Origin of the sequence: Gallibacterium genomosp. 2, from assembly GCF_000771895.1 — a bacterium.
In the GTDB taxonomy this organism is placed as follows: Bacteria; Pseudomonadota; Gammaproteobacteria; order Enterobacterales; family Pasteurellaceae; genus Gallibacterium.
Genome location: NZ_JPXY01000031.1, coordinates 1 through 21287, shown reverse-complemented (window position 1 = coordinate 21287; position 21287 = coordinate 1). Strand labels below are relative to the sequence as shown.

The window sequence follows — 21287 nt, the reverse complement described above, 5'->3', positions numbered from 1 at the left end:
AATGAACCCTATTTAGTCGATGTTAAAAACGAATTTAAAATCAGGAGAATAAAGATTATGGGAAAAATTATTGGTATTGACTTAGGTACAACAAATTCATGTGTGGCAGTGATGGATGGCGATAAACCGCGTGTTATTGAAAATGCGGAAGGAGATCGTACAACGCCTTCTATCATTGCTTATACTCAAGATGGCGAAACATTAGTTGGTCAACCAGCTAAACGCCAAGCGGTAACTAATCCGAAAAATACACTATTCGCAATTAAACGTTTGATTGGTCGTCGTTTTACTGATGATGAAGTTCAACGTGATGTCAGCATTATGCCGTTTGATATTGTTAAAGCAGATAATGGTGATGCGTGGGTAGAAGTGAAAGGTGAAAAAATGGCGCCTCCTCAAATTTCTGCTGAAGTATTGAAAAAAATGAAGAAAACAGCAGAAGATTTCTTAGGCGAACCGGTTACTGAAGCAGTAATTACTGTACCTGCTTACTTTAACGATGCTCAACGTCAAGCAACTAAAGATGCAGGTCGAATTGCAGGCTTAGATGTTAAACGTATTATTAACGAACCAACAGCAGCAGCATTAGCTTATGGCTTAGATAAAGGTAAAGGTAACCATACTATTGCAGTATATGACTTAGGTGGCGGTACATTTGACTTATCTATTATCGAAATTGATGAAGTAGATGGTGAAAAAACGTTTGAAGTATTAGCAACCAATGGTGATACTCACTTGGGTGGTGAAGACTTTGATAACCGAGTAATTAATTACTTAGTTGATGAGTTCAAAAAAGAACAGGGTATTGATTTACGTAATGATCCGTTAGCAATGCAACGTTTGAAAGAAGCAGGTGAAAAAGCGAAGATTGAACTTTCTTCCGCACAACAAACAGATGTGAACTTGCCTTACATCACTGCTGATGCGACCGGACCAAAACACTTAAATATTAAATTGACTCGTGCAAAATTAGAATCTTTAGTTGAAGATTTGGTTGCAAAATCAATGGATCCGATCCGTGTTGCATTGAAAGATGCGGATTTAAGCGTCTCTGAAATTGATGATGTGATTTTGGTCGGTGGTCAAACCCGTATGCCGTTGGTACAACAGAAAGTGGCTGAATTCTTCGGAAAAGAACCTCGTAAAGATGTGAACCCGGATGAAGCAGTAGCGATTGGTGCGGCTGTTCAAGGCGGTGTGTTGGCTGGTGATGTAAAAGACGTATTGTTACTTGATGTGACTCCGTTATCACTCGGTATCGAAACAATGGGTGGCGTAATGACTACCTTGATTGAAAAGAACACAACTATTCCGACTAAGAAGTCACAAGTGTTCTCAACCGCTGAAGATAACCAAAGTGCAGTAACTATTCACGTGTTGCAAGGTGAACGTAAACGTGCGGCAGACAACAAATCACTTGGTCAGTTTAATTTGGAAGGTATTAACCCGGCACCTCGTGGTATGCCACAGATCGAAGTGACTTTTGACATTGATGCGGACGGTATTATCCACGTTTCTGCGAAAGATAAAGGTACAGGTAAAGAACAACAAATCACTATTAAAGCCTCTTCCGGTTTAAGTGATGAAGAAATTCAACAAATGGTGCGTGATGCAGAAGCAAATGCTGAAGCTGACCGTAAATTTGAAGAGTTAGTTCAAGCTCGTAACCAAGCAGATCACTTGGTTCACACTACTCGTAAACAGTTGGGTGAAGTAGGTGCAAATCTTGCAGCAGACGATAAAGCAGCGATTGAAAAAGCAGTAAATGAACTTGAAACTGCGGCGAAAGGCGAAGATAAAGCAGAAATTGAAGCAAAAACTCAAGCTTTGATTCAAGCAGCAGAAAAATTAATGCAAGCTGCTCAACAGCAAGCACAAGCCGGTCAGGCTCAGCAACAACAAGCACAAAGCGGTGCGAAAAATAACGGCGATGATGTCGTAGATGCTGAGTTTGAAGAGGTTAAGGATAATAAATAATCTATCCTCCTGATGTAGTGGCTTGAGTTTTTCGAGCTGCTACAATTTACCCCATGGGCGACGGCTAAACACCTCGCCCTTTTACTGTATTCAAAGGTTAATAATCAACTAAAAGTAGGATAACGAATGGCAAAGCGTGATTATTATGAAGTGTTAGGCGTTTCAAAATCGGATGATGAAAAAGCAATTAAGAAAGCTTATAAACGCTTGGCAATGAAATTTCACCCAGACCGTAATCCCGGCGATAAAGAAGCAGAAGCGAAATTTAAAGAAGTTCAAGAAGCTTATGAAGTATTAGGCGACAAAGAAAAACGTGCTGCCTATGATCAATATGGACATGCCGCTTTTGAACAAGGTGGTGCTGGTGCTGGCGGATTTGGAGGTGCGGATTTCGGGGATATTTTTGGTGATATTTTCAGTGATATGTTCGGTGGTGGTAGAAGCCGTCAACGAGTCGTGAGAGGTGAGGATTTACGTTACGACTTGGAACTTACGCTTGAAGAAGCTGTAAAAGGTGTTACTAAAGATATTAGAATTGCAACTTTGGCAACTTGTGATAGTTGTCACGGTTCTGGTGCTAAAGCCGGTTCAAAAGTGGAAACCTGTAGTTATTGTCACGGTTCCGGTCGTATTCGCCGTCAAAGTGGTTTCTTCGTGCAGGAACAGACCTGCCCTCATTGTCACGGTACAGGTAAAATAATTGAACAACCTTGTGATACTTGTCATGGTGACGGACGAGTGCATAAATATAAAAATCTTTCTGTTAAAGTGCCGGCAGGAGTGGATACTGGAAGTCAGCTTCGCTTAAGCGGTGAAGGTGCAGCAGGTGAGAATGGCGCACCGGCAGGTGATCTTTATGTGGTAATTCACGTAAAAGAACACGATATTTTTCAACGTGACGGTAATAATCTTTATTGTGAAGTGCCGATCAGTTTTACTTTAGCTGCATTAGGCGGTGAAATTGAAGTTCCGACATTAGATGGCAAAGTAAAATTAAAAATTCCGGAAGAAACACAAACAGGTAAATTATTCCGTTTACGTGGTAAAGGTGTCACTTCGACACGTTCTCACTATCAAGGTGATTTAATTTGTCGTGTGATTGTAGAAACACCGGTTAAGTTAAATAAAGAACAGAAGGAATTGCTACAAAAATTTGAGAAGAGTTTAGAAGGACGCAATCAGCATCGCCCCAAGGAAAAAGGCTTTTTAGATGGTGTAAAACGTTTCTTCGATAATTTAGGTAAATAATTTTATTATTAGAAATTGAAACCCGTAGGTTGGAAAACTTACGGGTTTTTTATTAATTAATCGCCTTGTAGCGTTATAAAACGATCACGCAGAGCGTGAAGTTGATCTCTTGTTTGAGCAGCTTTTTCAAATTCTAAATCCTGAGCAAATTTATACATCTGTTGTTCAAGGTGTTTAATCTGTTTTTGTAGATCTTTAGCATTATCAAGCATTTCATAACTTGCTGCCGGTTCAGCGGCTTTCGGTAAACGTTGTTTTTTCGCTTTTTGATTGGCACTTTGACCAATATCCAAAATTTCACCGATTTTTTTATTCAGTGCTTTCGGCACGATACCGTGTTGTTCATTATAAGCCTGCTGTTTTTGACGGCGGCGCTCGGTTTCATCAATGGCTTTTTGCATTGATGGCGTGATGCGATCGGCATACAGAATGGCTTTACCGTTTAAGTTACGCGCTGCACGACCGATTGTCTGAATCAACGAGCGTTCAGAACGTAAAAAGCCTTCTTTATCTGCATCCAAAATCGCAACCAAAGAAACTTCCGGCATATCTAAACCTTCTCGTAACAAGTTAATTCCGACTAAAACATCAAATTCACCGGCACGAAGATCGCGGATAATTTCAACCCGTTCAACCGTATCAATATCTGAATGCAAATAGCGAACCAATACGCCGTGTTCTGCCAGATAATCGGTTAAGTCTTCCGCCATTTTTTTCGTTAAAGTAGTGACTAATACACGTTCATTTTTTTCAACGCGTAAGCGAATTTCAGAAAGTAAATCGTCAACTTGAGTTCCTACCGGACGAACTTCAATTTCAGGATCTAATAAGCCGGTCGGTCTAACAACCTGATCAATAATTTCATCACCGGATTTTTCTAGCTCATAAGGTCCGGGGGTTGCTGAAACATAGATGGTTTGTGGGGCGAGGCGTTCAAACTCTTCAAAACGTAATGGGCGGTTGTCTAATGCTGAAGGCAGACGAAAACCGTATTCAACTAAAGTTTCTTTTCTTGAGCGATCACCTCTATACATACCACCGATTTGTGGAACAGTAACGTGTGATTCATCGATAATTAATAAGCCATCATTCGGAATGTAATCGAACAGTGTCGGTGGTGGCTCACCCTCTTTACGCCCAGAAAGGTAACGTGAGTAGTTTTCTATTCCGGAGCAGTAACCTAATTCGTTCATCATTTCAATATCGAATTGTGTTCGTTGAGTAATGCGTTGTTCTTCAAGCAATTTATTCTCTTTGATGAAATATTCTCTGCGTTGAACCAATTCCTGTTTGATTTGTTCAATAGCCTCTAAAATGCGTTCTCTAGGTGTAACATAGTGTGTTTTTGGATAAACGGTATAACGTGGCACAGCTCCGAAAGAGCGATTGGTCAGTGGATCGAATAGACTTAATCGTTCGACCTCTTCATCAAAAAGCTCTACGCGTAAGGCTACATCATCCGATTCTGCTGGGAATATATCAATCACTTCACCGTGAACGCGGAATGTACCGCGCTGAAAGGCGTGATCATTGCGGGTATATTGTAAGGAGGCAAGATGAGAGAGGATTTCTCGTTGATCAATAATTGCGCCAGTTTGTAGATGTAACATCATTTTTAGATAAGAGTCTGGATCACCCAAACCGTAAATAGCAGAAACAGAGGTTACCACGATGGTATCCCGTCTTTCCAAAAAAGATTTTGTTGCAGAAAGTCGCATTTGTTCAATTTGATCATTAATCGAGGCATCTTTTTCAATAAAAGTGTCGCTTGCAGGTACATAGGCTTCCGGTTGATAGTAATCATAGTAGGAAACGAAATATTCAACTGCATTTTCTGGGAAGAAAGCTTTCATTTCAGCATAGAGCTGGGCGGCTAATGTTTTATTTGGAGCAAAAATCATTGCTGGACGATTTAATTGTGCAATGACATTAGCAATAGTAAAGGTTTTACCAGAACCAGTTACACCAAGCAGTGTTTGGTGTGCTAGACCGTCATTTAAATTTTCCACCAGTTTAGCGATGGCTGTGGGTTGATCGCCGGAAGGTTTGAAGTCTGAATGTAAAATAAAAGGCTTACTGTTCTTTTTCATAATCAATTTAACAATAAAAGTTGTGAGCGGATTTTAACATATATCACGATTGAGCTGAATTAATACGTAATCACCACATTTTTTCAAAAAAGTAGATCCCTTTTGGGAAGTAGCTTGCTAAAATAATAACCCTCTTAATTTAGTGTATTTATTACATTTTCCTTTTGGATTCATAATATGAAAATTATGTCTTTAATTCCTGGTTTATTGCTTTCTGGAGCAGTGACCGCAGTAGCATTTACTCTTAATTATTTCGGCATCGGTAGTTCAATTGGTATTAGTGCATTAACTTTTGCCATTTTGATAGGGATGCTTGTTGGAAATACGATTTACCCTAATATTGCCCAAGTATCACACGAAGGCGTTAATTTTTCTAAAGGTATTTTACTGAGAGCGGGTATTATTCTGTATGGTTTCCGCATCACATTTCAACAAATTGGTTCAGTGGGGATTAATGCCATTGTAACAGACGCAATTATGTTGATTTCTACTTTCTTTATTACTTGCTGGTTGGGGCGAAAGTGGCTAAAAATTGATAAAGAAATCACTTATTTATGTGCGACTGGCTCCAGTATTTGTGGGGCTGCTGCGGTGATGGCGGCGGAACCTGTGGTCAAAGCACAATCGCATAAAGTATCGGTAGCTATCGCTACAGTTGTGATTTTTGGTACGTTGGCAATGTTTGCCTACCCAATGTTATATCCGTTGTTAAGCCACTATATCAGTGAATATCAATTTGGGATTTATATTGGTTCGACCGTACACGAAGTAGCACAGGTTTATGCTGCAGGACAGAATATCAGTAACCAAGTGGCGGATAGTGCTGTGATTACCAAAATGATTCGTGTAATGATGTTAGCGCCATTCTTGTTAGCATTATCATTTTCATTAAGTCGTAATCAAGTATCAAGTGAATCAAGAAAAATTAATATTCCTTGGTTTGCGGTTTGGTTTGTTTTAGTTGCCGTTTTAAATTCATTCCCAATTATTCCCGAAGTGATTACACATTGGTTGGTTGAATTGGATACTTTATTGTTGATGATGGCAATGTCGGCATTAGGATTAACAACACATATTGATGCGATTAAAAAAGCGGGCGCAAAACCGCTTATTTTAGGTTTAATTATATTTTTCTGGTTATGTATCGGCGGTTTTGTAGTTAACCTTGTCAGTGAAAGTATTTTTAATTAAGTTAAGTTTTAGTGAACAGGAATGGAGCGGAAACGCTCCATTCTTTTTAGCTTTTTTTCAGGAATATAACTAAAAAATAATAAGTTTTGCACAGACTTATTTTTGTCAAGTTTTTTTTGTTTTATTTTTTTTCTAAAAAATATAATCTTTTCTGGATTTTTATTAACTTATTGATTTATAAATAAATGTTATTTTGCAATCAAATTTGTTTCAGTTAATAAAACTCCTTATAAACTAAGGGTTAAGCGTTTTTTTCTAAAAGTATTCCACAAAGTTATCCACAGGTTGTGTGGATAGAAAATGATTCCGATAAAGTTGAAAGAACAGGTTAATTTTCAAGTAAACGACAGGGTAAGCAGAAGGATTTTATCTCTTTACCGCCATCTAACAAATAAAGAAGCTGAGAAACTGCTTTTTCACCTGCTTGTTGAAAACCTAAATCGATCATTAAAGTTTGTGGAAATAGAAAGCTCAAGAGTGGATTATTGCCGACACTGGCAACATAAATATGTGTTAGCTGTTGTTGTTGTAAATATTTGATTGCACCTAATGCAAGGTTATTAGTGGCACAGACTAAGGCGCTATATTTGTGAAAATCGATTTGTTGTGCAAGTTGATAACCGCTTTCAAAACTTAGATCTCCTTGCAAATCAAGAATTGGAAATTGATGTTGATGACAAAACGATAAATAAGCGTGATGACGCAGAAAACCAGTGGTAGTGTCATTGTCGTCAACACCAATATAAGCGATAGCCTGATGATTTTTTTGTAATAATGTCTGCATTAATTGTTGCACTGCACTGTGATCATCATAATAAATGGAGGTGATTCCCGGATGATTACGAGCGATAATCACCAAATTTTGTTGCCAGCTGCTTAGATCGAGTTGTTCAATACTGGAAAAGCTGAATAAGATAACGCCGTCAACTGCTTTTTGTCGAAAAAGCGTTAAATGATCCAGCACTAATTTTTCATCAAAACGACTCTCAACAATAATAGGCTCACAATGTGCAGCATAAAGCAGAGGTAGTATTGCGGATAAAGCTTGATTTTCTGCACTTGATGTCAGGCGAGAAACAATAATGCCAATAATCCTATTGCCTTGTCCTCGCATTGCACGTGCGGAATTGGATGGCAAAAATCCTTGTTCAGCAATTATCTTTTCCACTTTAGCTCGAGTTTTATCGCTGACTTTCGGATCTTGATTCAATACACGTGAAACGGTGGATTTTCCTACACCGCTCAAACGTGCAATATCTTTGATAGTGAGTCTTGTCATTTCTGTAAGTTTCGATAGGTTAATAGCCAATAACCGAGAACTGCAATAGTAATACATACGATCATTGTTGCCAACATCGGAGTGGCACTGGTTACAGGAACTAGAGCCAATACAGAACCGATTATTGCACCACCTCCGAAACGGAGTGTGCCTAGTACAGAATTTGCTGTGCCGGCAATACGCCCGAAATGCTCTAAAATTAAAGCTGCTGCATTAGCTCCAATGGTTGAGTTCATTCCAATAAACCAAGCAATACCAAGTGCCATAGACCAAAAACCGAGATCAAAAATTGCCACAATAAATAACCACAAACCGGCAGCAGCTTGCATTGCTAAACCGAATTGTAACATTTTTTCTGCGCCCACTTTGCTAACAATTTTACCGTTAAGAACAGTGAAACAAGCCATAATTGCAATATTTAGCATAAAGAAATAACCGAAATTTTCGACTTTTACGCCATAAATATCGATATAGACAAGAGAACCTGATGTTAAAAAGGCAAATAAACCGCCGAATGAGAAAGTGGAAACGATCAAATAACCTAGTACTTCTTTGTGTCTTAATACACTCCAGAATTGGCGTAGGATATTGCGTAAAGAGAAATGTTGTCGTTTTTCTACTTGCAATGTTTCTGGAATTCTCCACCAAAACAGTAAACCACTGATGATGCCTACAATCACTAAAAGATAGAAAATGGAGTGCCAATGGAAATATTGCACTAAATAACCACCTAGAATTGGCGCAAGTAACGGGGCTATCATTAATACTAAAGTGATTAATGACATCATTTTGGAAAAATCATTTTTACTGAATAGATCTCGTAGTAATGCTCCCAGTACAACAACCGGTGCAGCACCAAAAAATCCTTGTATTAAGCGTAAACCAATAAAATGATGAATATTATTAATTTGTGTGAGCCCGAATGCAGCAATGGTAGTAATACTTAAACCAAATAAAATAACTGGCTTACGTCCGATGCTATCTGCGATCGGTCCCCAAATTAACTGTCCAATTCCCATTCCTAAGGTAAACATAGTTAATGTATATTGTACTTGACTGGAGGGAACATTTAAGTCGCGTGAAATATTAAGAAATGCTGGAAGATACATATCAATCCCCAGCGGAGGCATCATTGATAATAGCCCCAAAATTAAAACAAATGCAAAATTAATTTTTACTTTTTTATTTCTCACATAAACCTCCTTTTATTTATCTTGTTTTTTATTTTAAGAAAAATTGAACCTCCGCATCAGTCAATGCACGATATTGACCTTCTTCTAAGTGCGAATCCAAGATGATTTGACCAATTTTCCAACGATGTAATTTGATTACTTTATTTCCAAGAGCAGCGAACATTCGTTTTACTTGGTGGTATTTACCTTCAATAATAGTTAAATTCAAATTGTAATCATCAATTATTTCAATTTGTGCCGGTTTAGTTGGTTGTTTTTCTCCTTTTAAAAGAATGCCTTGCATACATTGTTCAACATAAAAGTTTTCAATAGGGTCTGATAATGTTACCAAATAAGTTTTTTCACAATGATATTTAGGAGATGTAATACGATGAGACCACTGTCCATCATCTGTGAGTAGTACTAATCCTGTGGTATCAACATCTAGACGTCCGGCAGTGTGTAGTCGAGTTGAAAGAGGATAATCAAAAAATTGATAAACAGTAGGGTATTCACCATCATCGTGAGAGCAAATATAACCTTCAGGTTTAAACAATAAAAAGTATTGATTACCAATTGTCCACTCTAGTAAGGTTCCATCAAATTCTACTTGATCTTCTGGTGAAATTTTTAATGCACCGTCTTTAATAACCTGTTGATTTACTTTAACTAAATTTTGGCGTAATGCTTTTGTCGCCTGTGAACGGGATAATCCTGTGTATTCAGAGAGAAATTTATCTAAACGTTGTTTCATTTAATTAACCTTATTGATTGGTATTACCCCTTTAATAGGAATAAAATGAGTTAGAAAAGTTTGTTTTAAATATGACTTTGTGATCTTATTTAGGTTGTAATGGATTTCAAAAGCAAAATCGCTCATTTTATACATACAAAGAAAGCGGTATTTTAACACTGTTTGTTAAAAATGTGGCATAGCTCACAGCATTCTTAAGAAATAGATTTATAATAACAAATGGATTTTTTAGTGAGTGAGTTCTATTTTTAGGGTAACCAATAATAATCCAATCTCCGCTGTAATCTCCAAAGGCGGTCAACAATCAACAAAATAGATAAAGGTATAGCGATAGACTTTGATGTTCTATTAAAGCCTGTCATTATGACAGCACAGTGGATTGCCTCTCAACTTCAAATTGCCATTCGCAGTAAGTAAAGTGGTAAATCTCTTGCGAAAAATAACATATTAATAAGGATAGATTATGGACGAAAAACTACGCCAAGCGGCATTAGACTTTCACCAATTTCCAATTCCGGGAAAAATAGAAGTGACACCAACTAAATCATTAGCGACGCAGCAAGATCTTGCATTAGCTTATTCGCCTGGTGTTGCTGAGCCTTGTTTAGAAATTGAGAAAGATCCGGCAAATGCGTATAAATATACCGCAAGGGGTAACCTAGTTGCAGTGATTTCCAACGGAACTGCAGTATTAGGATTAGGTAATATCGGAGCGTTGGCAGGTAAACCGGTAATGGAGGGTAAAGGCGTACTCTTCAAAAAATTTGCTGGTATTGATGTGTTTGATATTGAGGTTAATGAAACTGATCCAGATAAATTAATTGACATTATTGCAGCATTAGAACCTACTTTTGGCGGTATTAATCTTGAAGATATTAAAGCACCGGAATGTTTCTATATTGAAAAGAAATTACGCGAAAGAATGAAAATTCCGGTCTTCCACGATGATCAGCACGGTACAGCTATTATTTGTGCAGCTGCTGTGCTTAATGGGCTACGTGTAGTGAATAAAGATATTAAACAGGTAAAAGTAGTGGCTTCTGGTGCTGGAGCATCGGCAATTGCTTGTTTAAATTTAATGGTTGCTTTAGGCATTGAGAGAAAAAATATTACAATTTGCGATTCAAAAGGTGTAGTTTATAAAGGTCGTGGAGACCATATGGATGAAACCAAACAGGCTTATGCAGTTGAAGATAACGGTGCGCGCACATTGGCGGATGCGTTGCCAAATGCGGATATTTTCTTAGGCTGTTCAAAAGCGGGTGTATTGACTCCGGAAATGTTGAAAACTATGGCGCCTAATCCATTGATTTTAGCTTTAGCAAATCCTGTTCCGGAAATTCTTCCACCAGTTGCTAAAGCAGCTCGTGCAGATGCGATTATCTGTACCGGTCGTTCTGATTTTCCTAATCAAGTGAATAATGTTCTCTGTTTTCCATTTATTTTCCGTGGCGCATTAGATGTACACGCCACCACCATCAATGAAGAGATGAAGTTGGCAGCGGTTCGAGCAATTGCAGACTTAGCATTGGCGGAACAGAGTGATGTTGTTTCTTCTGCTTATGCAGAAAATGAAGTCTCATTCGGGCCTGAATACTTAATCCCAAAACCATTCGATCCACGTTTGATTGTTAAGATAGCTCCGGCTGTTGCAAAAGCAGCAATGGATAGTGGCGTAGCACAAAAACCGATTACTGATTTTGATGCTTATGTTGATGAGCTTACTCAATTTGTTTACAAAACCAATTTATTTATGAAGCCGGTATTTGCTCAGGCTAAAAACAATAAAAAACGTGTTATTTTAGCTGATGGTGAAGAGCCTAGAGTGTTGCATGCTGTGCAAGAAATAAGTAGTTCAGAAATTGCTTATCCAATCCTAATTGGTAGACCGGCGGTGATTGAGCAAAGAATTAAGCGTTTAGGCTTGAAAATTGTTGCCGGTAGAGACTTTGATATTGTCAATAATGATCAGGATCACCGCTATACACAAGGTTGGCAAACCTATTATGACATTATGAAACGCAAAGGCGTTACACCTGCCTTGGCTCGTCAACGTTTGATTTCTGACCGTACTGCGATTGCAGCAACCTTATTGCAACTTGGTGAAGCAGATGCGATGATTTGTGGGCTAGTTGGCTCTTATCGTGAACATCTTCATACGTTACGTGATGTGCTTGGCGTGGCGGATGGCGTGCATACCCTTGGAGCGGTAAGCAGTTTAGTATTGCCGACAGGTAACGTGTTTATTGCAGATACTTTTGTAAACGAAAATCCTACTGCGGAAGAATTGGCAGAAATCACTATTATGGCGGCGGAAGAAGTGAAATCTTTCGGTATTGAACCACAAGTGGCGCTATTATCTAATTCAAATTACGGTTCATCTAGTAGCCCGAATGCTATTAAAATGCGTAAAGTGCTTGAATTGGTTCAACAACGCCGCCCGGATATTATTATTGATGGTGAAATGCACGGCGATATTGCTTTATCAGAGCAGCTTCGCAAAGATATTATGCCGGACAGCCCTCTAAAAGGTGCAGCCAACTTGTTAATTATGCCAAGTATGGAATCAGCACGTATTAGTTATAATCTGCTTCGTGCTACTACTACTGCAATCACTGTTGGGCCAATGTTGATGGGATTGAAGAAATCTGCTCATATCCTTACTCCGGTGTCTTCAGTACGCCGTATTATCAATATGGTGGCAGTTGCAGCAGTCCAAGCGCAGAAGAAATAAACGCATCAGTTAAATAACAAAAAGTGGAATTTCTAAAGAGTTCCGCTTTTTGTGAACTTTCCCTAATTAAAGAAATAATTACTATTCAAAGCCGTAGGCAGCACCAACCATTATATCTTTTTTCCTAAGATATATTTCTATTGCTCTTGCAACTGCGATATAACGATGAGAACCTTTATCTACATTATCAAATTTATTATTGGATATTCTGAATGTGATTGCTGTTTTCTGCCATACATATGTCAGTAGCGTGTAGTTGAGTTCCATTTATAGTATCAGTGGCGTTTGCATTAACTGATCCTGCTACTAGTTAGATTTGTACTTCTATTTTTAATGAAATGCTGTATTGATTTTGGAATTTTGCATTTGTACAGCAGTAGATTGATTGCAACATAACTATCTATTTTTGAAATAGTACTGATTTTCACCTCACTATCTCAATTATTAAAATGAGCAAGTCCAGCCGGATTTATTATTGGACTCACTCATTCAGTGTTGTAGACAATCAGCGGATTTGTTTACAGAAAATGGATTATAATTTAGTCATTAACAATTCTCTTACAACCTGAGCGACACCTTCGGTTGCTTTTTGGGTAATGATATTTACTGGACGTTGGAGAAAGCCGATGTTTGGATTTGGGTCGATAAGATAGATCTTTGCACTTCGTTTCGCTTCGTGCACTAAGCCATTGGCGGGATAAACTTGCAATGAGGTGCCGATCACCAACAGAATATCTGCATTGGCGACGATATCTATTGCCGGTTCCAACATTGGGACACTTTCGCCAAAAAAGACGATGAATGGACGCATTAAGTGACCATTAGGATCTTTGTCGGTAATTAACTGATCCTTATAACACGGAACAATGTAGTCCGGATCAAAACTACTTTGTGCTTTATTTAATTCACCGTGTAGATGAAGCACATTTTTGCTGCCGGCGCGTTCGTGCAGATCGTCAACGTTTTGCGTAATAATTCTGACATCATACTTCTGCTCTAATTCCACCAAGGCGAGATGTGCAGCATTGGGTTGTGCTGCCGCTGCATTGCGGCGGCGTTCGTTGTAAAAGTCGAGTACTTTTTGTGGGTTTCGTTCCAGCGCTTCGGGAGTACAAACCTCTTCTACGCGGTGACCAGCCCATAAACCGTCTTCAGCTCGGAAAGTTGGCAACCCACTTTCAGCACTGATCCCGGCACCGCTTAATACGGCACAAATTGGTTTCATTTTATTTACCTTCTTGATTTAAAATAAATTTTTCAATAACTTCAGCAACGCCGGAATTGATATTATCGGCAGTAATATAATCGGCAATTGCTTTTATTTCATCGGTTGCGTTGCCCATTGCTACCCCTAAACCTGCATATTCGATCATATGAAAATCATTGCCGGCATCACCGATACAAATAATTTCATCGGCAGTAAATCCAAGATGTTGCGCTAATTTTTCAATGCCACTTCCTTTATTGGCAGCTAAAGGTAGGAACTCTAAGAAAAATGGCGTACTGCGAACAATGGTATATTGTCTGGCAATATTTTCAGGCAGTTTGGCTAATGCAGCGTCTAACTTTTCCGGTGTATCTACCCACATCGTTTTAATGACCGGTTCTTCATCAGGAATTTTTGAAAAATCAATAATATGTAAGGGGATATGATTAATTTCCGCATCATGTCGGCTGTATTGATTTTCTTGAGGTGCGATAAGACCACGTGATTCAGAAAAGGTGTGACAGAAAACACCAAATTTTTGTGCATAATTGGTTAGCATTTTGCAATCTTTTCCGCTCATTTCCTGACGGGTAATAATTTTGCCATCGCTACGTTGCACTAAAGCTCCATTGAAACAGAGAACATAATCTTCTTCATCTAATAAGCTAAGTTGTTGCAGATAAGGTTGTAAGCCTTCTAAAGGACGACCGGAAGCCAACACAATTTTTATGCCCACTTTTTTTGCGGATTGAATAGCTTGTTGGTTACGCTCACTGATTTTCTTTTGTTTATCGAGCAGTGTGCCATCCATATCTGTTGCCAGTAATTTATATTTTGTCATACAGTTTCCTTGTGGTAAGTCATTTTAATTATTGAACTTTGTTTATTCTGCGTTGCCTTTGGCATAAAATCAACACGCTTTTTAATTTGTTTTTTTAGAGAGGAAAAGGATGAAATTTTCATTGAAACCCGTTTTTTGGGCAATGTTTGGCAGCGCATTGATGAGTGCTTATGCAACAGCTGCGGAATTAAATTTACGTGTGATTGAAACCACAGATTTGCACGCCAATATGATGGACTATGATTATTATAAAGATGCGCCTTCCAGTGCATTAGGATTGGTGAGAGCTGCCGATTTAGTGATGAAAGCTCGCCAACAGGTGAAAAATAGTGTATTGGTGGATAACGGAGATCTTATTCAAGGTAGTCCGATGGGGGATTATGCTGCGGCAGAAGGCTTAAAAAAAAGGTGATACTCATCCAGTTTTTAAAGCAATGAATTTATTGAAATATGATGTCGGTAACATTGGAAATCACGAGTTTAACTATGGTTTGGATTTTTTGAAAAAAGCATTATCAGGTGCTAAATATCCTTATGTTAATGCAAATGTATTTGATGCGAAAACCGGCAAACCATATTTTAAGCAGTATGTGATTAAGGATTATCAATTCACTGATTCGGATGGTAAGCAACAAAAAATTAAAATCGGTTATATTGGATTTGTACCGCCGCAAATTATGACTTGGGATAAAAAGAATCTTGATGGTAAAGTTATTGTCAAGGATATTACCGAAACAGCTAAAGTTCTTGTTCCGGAAATGAAAGAGAAGGGGGCAGATGTTATTGTTGCAGTAGCACATTCTGGTGTTTCTAGTGAACCTTATCAAGCGTTAGCAGAAAACTCTGTTTATTATTTATCTCAAGTGAAAGTATTGATGCGATTGCTTTTGGTCATTCTCACGCAGTCTTCCCAAGTAAAGAATTTGCTGGTATTCCGGGTGCGGATATTGTTACCGGAACTATCAATGGCATTCCGGCAGTAATGCCGGGTCGTTGGGGCAGCCACGTTGGTGTGATTGATTTAACGTTAAGTAACAATAGTGGTAAATGGGTTGTGAAACAAGCAAAAGCGGAAGTAAGACCGATTTATGATGGAAAAAATAAGAAAGCGTTGGCTGAAGAGTATCAACCGATTGTAAAAGCGTTGGCAACAGATCATAAAAATACGCGTGATTATGTGAACCAACCGATTGGTAAGGCGGATGGTAAAATGTACAGTTATCTCGCGTTAGTACAGGATGATCCGACAATTCAAATTGTTAATCAGGCGCAACAGGATTATGTCAAACGGTTTGTACAGGGTGATCCGGATTTAGCAAAATTACCGGTTTTATCTGCTGCAGCACCGTTTAAAGTGGGTGGACGTAAAAACGATCCGACAAACTTTACTGAAGTGGAAGCAGGACAGTTAAGTTTCCGCAATGCGGCGGATCTTTATTTGTATCCGAATACTTTGGTAGCCGTAAAAGTGAATGGTGAGCAGGTGCGTGAATGGTTGGAGTGTTCTGCTGGTCAGTTTAATCAAATCGATCCGAATAAAGCAGAAAAACAGCCATTATTAAATTGGGATGGTTTCCGTACATATAATTTTGATGTAATTGATGGTGTTAATTATCAAATTGATGTAACCCAACCGGCTCGTTATGATGGCGATTGTAAATTGATTAATCCACAAGCACATCGTATTACTGATCTTACTTTTAATGGCAAACCGATTGATCCGCAACAGCAATTCTTGTTAGCGACCAATAATTATCGTGCGTTTGGTAATAAATTCCCTGGTACTGACGGCAGCCAAACAGCGTTCGCATCTTCTGATGAAAACCGTTCAATTTTGGCGGATTATATTCGTCGTGTCAGCAAAGAACAGGGAGAAGTTAAATCAACAGCAGACAATAATTGGCGATTAAAATCTATTCCAAATAATAAAGCGGAAATTGTATTTGAAACATCTCCATCAGAAAAAGCAGCGGAATTTATTCAAAAACAAGCGCAATATCCGATGAAAAATGTTGGTCAGGATGAAAATGGTTTTGCACTTTATCAGATTGATTTAAAGCCATAAATTGACATTTTTAATAAAAAAGCTCACCGTAACGGTGAGCTTGGATTAAGGAGAATTTAGCGAATAAAGAGGTAGAAATTATTGTTGCCACGAATAATATTGAGAGCAATAGCGGCTGGTTTGCCATCTAAAATTTTGCGTAATTCTCCAATATTATTAATTTGATGACGGTTTATACCAATAATAATATCTCCTTTCTTCAATCCTAATTGATCCGCTTTTGAATTAGGTTTCACTTCCGCAATTACCACACCTTTTTGATCTTTCTCGTGGTAATTCTTTAGGTCAGCACCATCTAAATTAGAAATGACACTGTTACCACTGGCTAAAGATTCGTTATCCGCTTGCAATTTCACTTTGACAGTATTTGATTTACCATCACGGAGATAGGTAATTTCCATCTCTTTGCCAGCGCCGGTCGTTGCAATTTTAGCGCGTAATTCAGAGAAACTATTGATATTTTGTCCATTTAATCCGGTGATAATATCACCTGCTTTTAATCCAGCTTTTGCAGCAGCAGAATCCGGAAGCACTTCACTAATAAAAGCACCTTTTTGTGCTTTAACATCGAATGCTTTGGCAAGATCTGCATTCAATTCACCACCTTTAATGCCTAAAACACCGCGTTTGACTTGACCGAATTCGATAATCTGTTGAGCCAAACTGTTTGCCATATTGCTTGGAATCGCAAATGCAATACCAACATTACCACCACTTGGGGCGATAATAGCAGTATTAATACCAACTAGTTCACCTTTTAAGTTAAGTAATGGTCCGCCGGAATTACCACGATTGACAGCCGCATCGGTTTGAATGTAATTCTGATAGCTGTTGGTATCATCATCGGCTGCACGCCCTAAAGCAGAAATAATACCTGAAGTGACGGTTTGACCTAAACCGAAAGGATTACCAACGGCAATTACAAAGTCGCCGACTTTTGCTTTATCTGAATCAGCCATTTTTATTTGTGTGAGATCTTTGGCATTTTCTAATTGAATTAAAGCTACATCTGACATAGAGTCATTACCAAGTAATTTTGCTTTATATTCTCTACCGTCGCTGAGCGTAACAGTAATTTTATCAGCACCATCAACAACGTGATTGTTAGTCAAAACATAGCCTTTATCGGCATTAATAATCACACCTGATCCAAGCCCTTTAAATTGACGAGGTGAGCGATTCTTGAATTGATCTCCAAAGAAAAATTGAAATTCTGGTGGCAATTCAGGTAAGAGATTATTACTTGGACTGTTTCCAGCTGTTCCTTCCACCGAAATAGTGACAACAGCCGGAAGAACCTGCTCCAATACCGGAGCTAAACTTGGTGTTGAGGTATTTTCTAACACAGAAGTTGGAATATTAGCCTGTGTTGGCAATGAAGCACAGAAGATGCTTAATCCTAATGCAATACTGGTTAAAACGAATTTTTTCTTATTAATTTTCATTTAAAAATATCTCCTTAAAAAATAACTTTATACGAATTGTTATTCGCGCCATTAAGACAATCATTAAAAGGAAATGTTCCCCAAAAGCCGGAAAATTAATCAAAAATAAATAAAATAACTGTTTAGAGGTAAAGAAACGGCATAATAGTTGACCATTATGCCGTGAAGAAAAGTGCATTAAGCCTTTAATGCGGTGAATGCTTTATCTGCAGCAGCTAGCGTTGTTTGAATATCTTGTGAGCTGTGTGCAAGCGACATAAATCCGGCTTCAAAAGCAGATGGTGCCAAATAAACACCTTGTTCCAACATTGAATGGAAGAACTTTTTGAAACGTTCCACATCACATTTCATTACTTCTTGATAGCATTCCACTTTGCCGCGATCAGTAAAAAATAGCCCAAACATTCCACCAATATAATTGACAACGAAAGGAATTTGATGTTTTTTGGCGAGTGTTCTTAAACCTTCGGCTAATGTTTTTGTTTTTTCTGCAAGCAATTTCTCATTTTCTGGTTTTGCTAATTCTGTTAAACAGGCAATACCTGCTGCCATCGCGATTGGATTCCCTGATAATGTGCCAGCTTGGTAAACAGGTCCGGTTGGAGCGATATACTGCATAATTTCTTTTTTACCACCGAATGCACCCACCGGCATTCCTCCACCGATGATCTTACCAAGTGTTGTTAAATCAGGTTTTACATCATAGTAAGATTGTGCGCCGGCAAGCGAAACTCGGAATCCTGTCATTACTTCATCAATAATTAATAATGCGCCGTATTGATCGCAAAGTTGGCGTAATCCTTGCAAAAAACCTGGTTTCGGAGGAACACAATTCATATTTCCAGCTACTGGCTCAACAATAATACAGGCGATTTCATTTGGATATTGTTTAAACATTTCCTCGACGGAGCTAAGATCATTATATGTGCAAGTTAAAGTATGTTTCGCAAAATCAGAGGGTACACCCGGCGAGCTTGGTTGACCTAGGGTTAACGCACCAGAACCAGCTTTAACTAATAAAGAATCTGCGTGTCCGTGATAGCATCCTTCAAATTTGATAATTTTATCCCGTTTAGTGTAGCCTCTGGCTAGGCGAATAGCGGACATTGTTGCTTCAGTACCAGAGTTTACCATACGAACCATTTCGAGTGAGGGTACTAAGCGGCACACTAATTCAGCCAATTCAATTTCTAATTCGGTTGGCGCACCGAAACTTAAACCGTTTTTAGCTGTTTCAATGACTGCATTAAGGATTGAAGGATGATTATGCCCCAAAACCATTGGTCCCCAAGAACCAACATAATCAATATACTGTTTACCTTCACTATCATAAAGATAAGCGCCTTGAGCGCGTTGGATAAAGACAGGTGTACCTGATACACCATTGAATGCACGAACAGGCGAATTGACTCCACCAGGAATAAATTGTTGTGCTTTTTCAAATAAAGTTACTGAAGATGTCATTGTTTTTCTCATTGTAGTTAAATGTGAGCAATATTGTACTTGAAATCAAAAGATAATGAAAAAAACAAATGTATTAAAAAGTGACTTTATGCTATTCTCATCAACCATTTTCAACCATCATTCAGCATTACAACTCGTATGTTAAGGGGTCTTTAAAATATGTGGCTGAGTTTTGTGTTAACGTTCTTAAGCTCATTTCTAGCATTAATTATTATGCGTCCATTAGCAGTGAAAATTGGGTTAGTGGATAAACCGAATTATCGAAAACGTCATCAAGGATTAATTCCTCTTATCGGAGGAATAGCCTTATTCATCAGTAACACTTGCTACTATCTCCTCGAATGGAACGAAATGCGTTTGCCTTATCTCTATTTGAGTTGTGTCACTGTGTTATTAATTGTTGGCGTACTTGATGATCGTTTTGATTTAAGTCCTTTTTTGCGAGCTATTGTGCAAGCAATATTAGCTTTGTCGATGATCTATATCGGAGATCTGTCGTTAAATAACCTTGGAGAAATTATCGGCCCGTTTCAGATCACGTTAGGAACTGCTGGGGTTGTAATTACCGTGTTTGCAACTATTGCCATTGTGAATGCCTTTAATATGATTGATGGCATAGATGGTCTGCTTGGTGGCTTATCCAGTGTTTCATTTGCAGCAATTGGTATTTTATTGGTATTGGATGGACAGATGGATTTGGCAGCGTGGTGTTTTGCACTTATTTTATGCTTAATCCCTTATATTTTATTTAATATGTCAGTGTTTGGTATCAAAAATAAAGTGTTTATGGGAGACTCGGGAAGTACTCTAATCGGTTTTACTATGATTTGGATTTTGTTATTGAGTACACAAGGACATGGACATCCAATTAAACCAATTACTGCACTTTGGCTGATTGCAATTCCTCTGATTGATATGATCTGTGTGGTCATCAGAAGATTAAAGAAAAAGAAAAGCCCTTTCCGTCCTGATCGTTTGCATGTACACCATTTAATGGTAAGAGCGGGTTTAACTTCTCGACAAGCATTTGCCGTTATTACATTGATGGCGGCAGTGTGTGCAGGATTTGGTATTTTAGGGGAAATTTATTATATTAATGAATGGCTAATGTTTTTCGGATTTATTGTATTAATATTTTTATACGGCTATTCAATTACTCGAGCTTGGCGAGTTACACGTTTTATCAGAAGAATACAGCGTAGATGGAGAAAAGCGAAAGGTTTAGTAAGTAAAAAATAGAAGAGCTAAGGTGATGTGAGTATGAAAAACAGAAAATATCACCTTTTTCTTATCTAATATTTCCCTTATTCATCTAGAAAAATAGAAAACTTTCTTTTCTGTTTGTGCCGTTATGTTCGATTTAATTCATTAAAATGATAAAAATAAGAATGTTCTGAGCATTTATTATTAAGGAAATGACTAAAAAATATCAATAAAGAGTAAAATATCATCAAACAAAAAAAAATTAAAAAAAAAGCTAGACAGGCTATCTGAAAGTCATTAATATACGCCCCGCAACGACGCGATGAGCGCTCGTAGCTCAGTTGGATAGAGCGTTGGCCTCCGGAGCCAAAGGTCTCAGGTTCGAATCCTGTCGAGCGCGCCAGCTCGGTTGGATTAGGTAAGCGCAATATCTAAAATCTATGGTGGCTATAGCTCAGTTGGTAGAGCCCCGGATTGTGATTCCGGTTGTCGTGAGTTCGAGTCTCATTAGCCACCCCATTAATATAAATCGGCGAGTAGCGCAGTTTGGTAGCGCAACTGGTTTGGGACCAGTGGGTCGTAGGTTCAAATCCTATCTCGCCGACCATTTTTTTGTT

Annotated in this window: 14 protein-coding genes, 3 tRNA genes and 1 pseudogene; 9 read left to right on the top strand and 9 right to left on the bottom strand. The window is 38.4% G+C overall.

Annotation, left to right across the window (positions count from 1 at the left end; all coding sequences use genetic code 11):
- Positions 1 to 57: 57 nt before the first annotated feature.
- Positions 58 to 1977, top strand: coding sequence for a molecular chaperone DnaK (dnaK, locus tag P375_RS06910; RefSeq protein WP_039081447.1), 1920 nt, complete (start codon positions 58 to 60; stop codon positions 1975 to 1977).
- A gap of 126 nt (positions 1978 to 2103) precedes the next feature.
- Positions 2104 to 3225: a molecular chaperone DnaJ gene (dnaJ, locus tag P375_RS06905; RefSeq protein ID WP_039135731.1), complete on the top strand. Its 1122-nt coding sequence runs from the start codon at positions 2104 to 2106 to the stop codon at positions 3223 to 3225.
- 56 nt (positions 3226 to 3281) lie between these two features.
- Here dnaJ and uvrB read toward each other — a convergent pair whose 3' ends face one another.
- Entirely contained in the window at positions 3282 to 5321 is a 2040-nt protein-coding gene (uvrB, locus tag P375_RS06900) for an excinuclease ABC subunit UvrB (protein WP_156962335.1), read from the bottom strand.
- Positions 5322 to 5492: 171 nt separating this feature from the next.
- Here uvrB and P375_RS06895 point away from each other — a divergent pair, with 171 nt between their 5' ends.
- A complete protein-coding gene (locus P375_RS06895) occupies positions 5493 to 6506 on the top strand; it encodes a YeiH family protein (protein WP_039135729.1) in 1014 nt (337 codons plus the stop codon).
- A gap of 328 nt (positions 6507 to 6834) precedes the next feature.
- On the opposite strand, the gene treR is transcribed toward P375_RS06895, so the two are convergent.
- The 3 genes from treR to rsuA are packed head-to-tail and all read right to left on the bottom strand — an operon-like array spanning position 6835 to position 9711.
- Positions 6835 to 7785 carry a trehalose operon repressor TreR gene (treR, locus tag P375_RS06890; protein ID WP_039135728.1) on the bottom strand — a complete coding sequence of 317 codons (951 nt, stop codon included), beginning with the start codon at positions 7783 to 7785 and terminating at the stop codon, positions 6835 to 6837.
- Entirely contained in the window at positions 7782 to 8978 is a 1197-nt protein-coding gene (locus P375_RS06885; RefSeq protein WP_039135727.1) for a Bcr/CflA family multidrug efflux MFS transporter, read from the bottom strand. The genes treR and P375_RS06885 overlap by 4 nt, the downstream gene beginning before the upstream one ends.
- Positions 8979 to 9006: 28 nt before the next feature.
- Positions 9007 to 9711: a 16S rRNA pseudouridine(516) synthase RsuA gene (gene rsuA / locus P375_RS06880; protein WP_039135726.1), complete on the bottom strand. Its 705-nt coding sequence runs from the start codon at positions 9709 to 9711 to the stop codon at positions 9007 to 9009.
- A gap of 463 nt (positions 9712 to 10174) precedes the next feature.
- Here rsuA and P375_RS06875 point away from each other — a divergent pair, with 463 nt between their 5' ends.
- Positions 10175 to 12445: an NADP-dependent malic enzyme gene (locus P375_RS06875; protein WP_039135725.1), complete on the top strand. Its 2271-nt coding sequence runs from the start codon at positions 10175 to 10177 to the stop codon at positions 12443 to 12445.
- Positions 12446 to 12526: 81 nt separating this feature from the next.
- Here P375_RS06875 and P375_RS06870 read toward each other — a convergent pair whose 3' ends face one another.
- From P375_RS06870 to P375_RS06860, 3 genes are all read right to left on the bottom strand, one after another.
- Positions 12527 to 12712, bottom strand: coding sequence for a hypothetical protein (locus P375_RS06870; RefSeq protein WP_039135724.1), 186 nt, complete (start codon positions 12710 to 12712; stop codon positions 12527 to 12529).
- A gap of 265 nt (positions 12713 to 12977) precedes the next feature.
- The gene (locus P375_RS06865; protein ID WP_039135723.1) at positions 12978 to 13670 is read right to left on the bottom strand and encodes a Sir2 family NAD-dependent protein deacetylase; all 693 of its coding nucleotides are present in this window, start codon (positions 13668 to 13670) and stop codon (positions 12978 to 12980) included.
- 1 nt (position 13671) lies between these two features.
- Positions 13672 to 14493: a Cof-type HAD-IIB family hydrolase gene (locus tag P375_RS06860; RefSeq protein WP_039135722.1), complete on the bottom strand. Its 822-nt coding sequence runs from the start codon at positions 14491 to 14493 to the stop codon at positions 13672 to 13674.
- 142 nt (positions 14494 to 14635) lie between these two features.
- Between P375_RS06860 and cpdB the strand changes: the two are divergent.
- Positions 14636 to 16558: pseudogene (cpdB, locus tag P375_RS06855) on the top strand (2',3'-cyclic-nucleotide 2'-phosphodiesterase).
- 56 nt (positions 16559 to 16614) lie between these two features.
- On the opposite strand, the gene P375_RS06850 reads toward cpdB, so the two are convergent.
- Positions 16615 to 17997 (bottom strand): Do family serine endopeptidase, encoded by a 1383-nt coding sequence (locus P375_RS06850; RefSeq protein ID WP_197494798.1) that lies wholly within the window; start codon positions 17995 to 17997, stop codon positions 16615 to 16617.
- 183 nt (positions 17998 to 18180) lie between these two features.
- Positions 18181 to 19467 (bottom strand): glutamate-1-semialdehyde 2,1-aminomutase, encoded by a 1287-nt coding sequence (gene hemL, locus P375_RS06845; RefSeq protein ID WP_039135720.1) that lies wholly within the window; start codon positions 19465 to 19467, stop codon positions 18181 to 18183.
- A gap of 159 nt (positions 19468 to 19626) precedes the next feature.
- Here hemL and wecA point away from each other — a divergent pair, with 159 nt between their 5' ends.
- The 4 genes from wecA to P375_RS06825 all read left to right on the top strand — a co-directional run bounded on the left by wecA (position 19627) and on the right by P375_RS06825 (position 21277).
- Complete coding sequence (gene wecA, locus P375_RS06840) at positions 19627 to 20706, top strand: UDP-N-acetylglucosamine--undecaprenyl-phosphate N-acetylglucosaminephosphotransferase (protein ID WP_039135719.1); 1080 nt, start codon at positions 19627 to 19629, stop codon at positions 20704 to 20706.
- A 290-nt stretch (positions 20707 to 20996) separates the two neighbouring features.
- Positions 20997 to 21073, top strand: a tRNA-Arg gene (locus P375_RS06835).
- A 40-nt stretch (positions 21074 to 21113) separates the two neighbouring features.
- A tRNA-His gene (locus P375_RS06830) sits at positions 21114 to 21189 on the top strand.
- 11 nt (positions 21190 to 21200) lie between these two features.
- Positions 21201 to 21277 (top strand) — tRNA-Pro (locus tag P375_RS06825).
- Positions 21278 to 21287 lie beyond the last annotated feature (10 nt).

What these genes read in the sequence shown, in the direction of transcription:
- P375_RS06875 (WP_039135725.1), top strand. Translation starts at nt 10,175, where the DNA reads ATGGACGAAAAACTACGCCAAGCGGCATTAGACTTTCACCAATTTCCA.
- rsuA (WP_039135726.1), bottom strand. Translation starts at nt 9,711, where the DNA reads ATGAAACAACGTTTAGATAAATTTCTCTCTGAATACACAGGATTATCC.
- hemL (WP_039135720.1), bottom strand. Translation starts at nt 19,467, where the DNA reads ATGACATCTTCAGTAACTTTATTTGAAAAAGCACAACAATTTATTCCT.
- treR (WP_039135728.1), bottom strand. Translation starts at nt 7,785, where the DNA reads ATGACAAGACTCACTATCAAAGATATTGCACGTTTGAGCGGTGTAGGA.
- P375_RS06860 (WP_039135722.1), bottom strand. Translation starts at nt 14,493, where the DNA reads ATGACAAAATATAAATTACTGGCAACAGATATGGATGGCACACTGCTC.
- wecA (WP_039135719.1), top strand. Translation starts at nt 19,627, where the DNA reads ATGTGGCTGAGTTTTGTGTTAACGTTCTTAAGCTCATTTCTAGCATTA.
- P375_RS06895 (WP_039135729.1), top strand. Translation starts at nt 5,493, where the DNA reads ATGAAAATTATGTCTTTAATTCCTGGTTTATTGCTTTCTGGAGCAGTG.
- P375_RS06865 (WP_039135723.1), bottom strand. Translation starts at nt 13,670, where the DNA reads ATGAAACCAATTTGTGCCGTATTAAGCGGTGCCGGGATCAGTGCTGAA.
- dnaJ (WP_039135731.1), top strand. Translation starts at nt 2,104, where the DNA reads ATGGCAAAGCGTGATTATTATGAAGTGTTAGGCGTTTCAAAATCGGAT.
- P375_RS06870 (WP_039135724.1), bottom strand. Translation starts at nt 12,712, where the DNA reads ATGGAACTCAACTACACGCTACTGACATATGTATGGCAGAAAACAGCA.
- dnaK (WP_039081447.1), top strand. Translation starts at nt 58, where the DNA reads ATGGGAAAAATTATTGGTATTGACTTAGGTACAACAAATTCATGTGTG.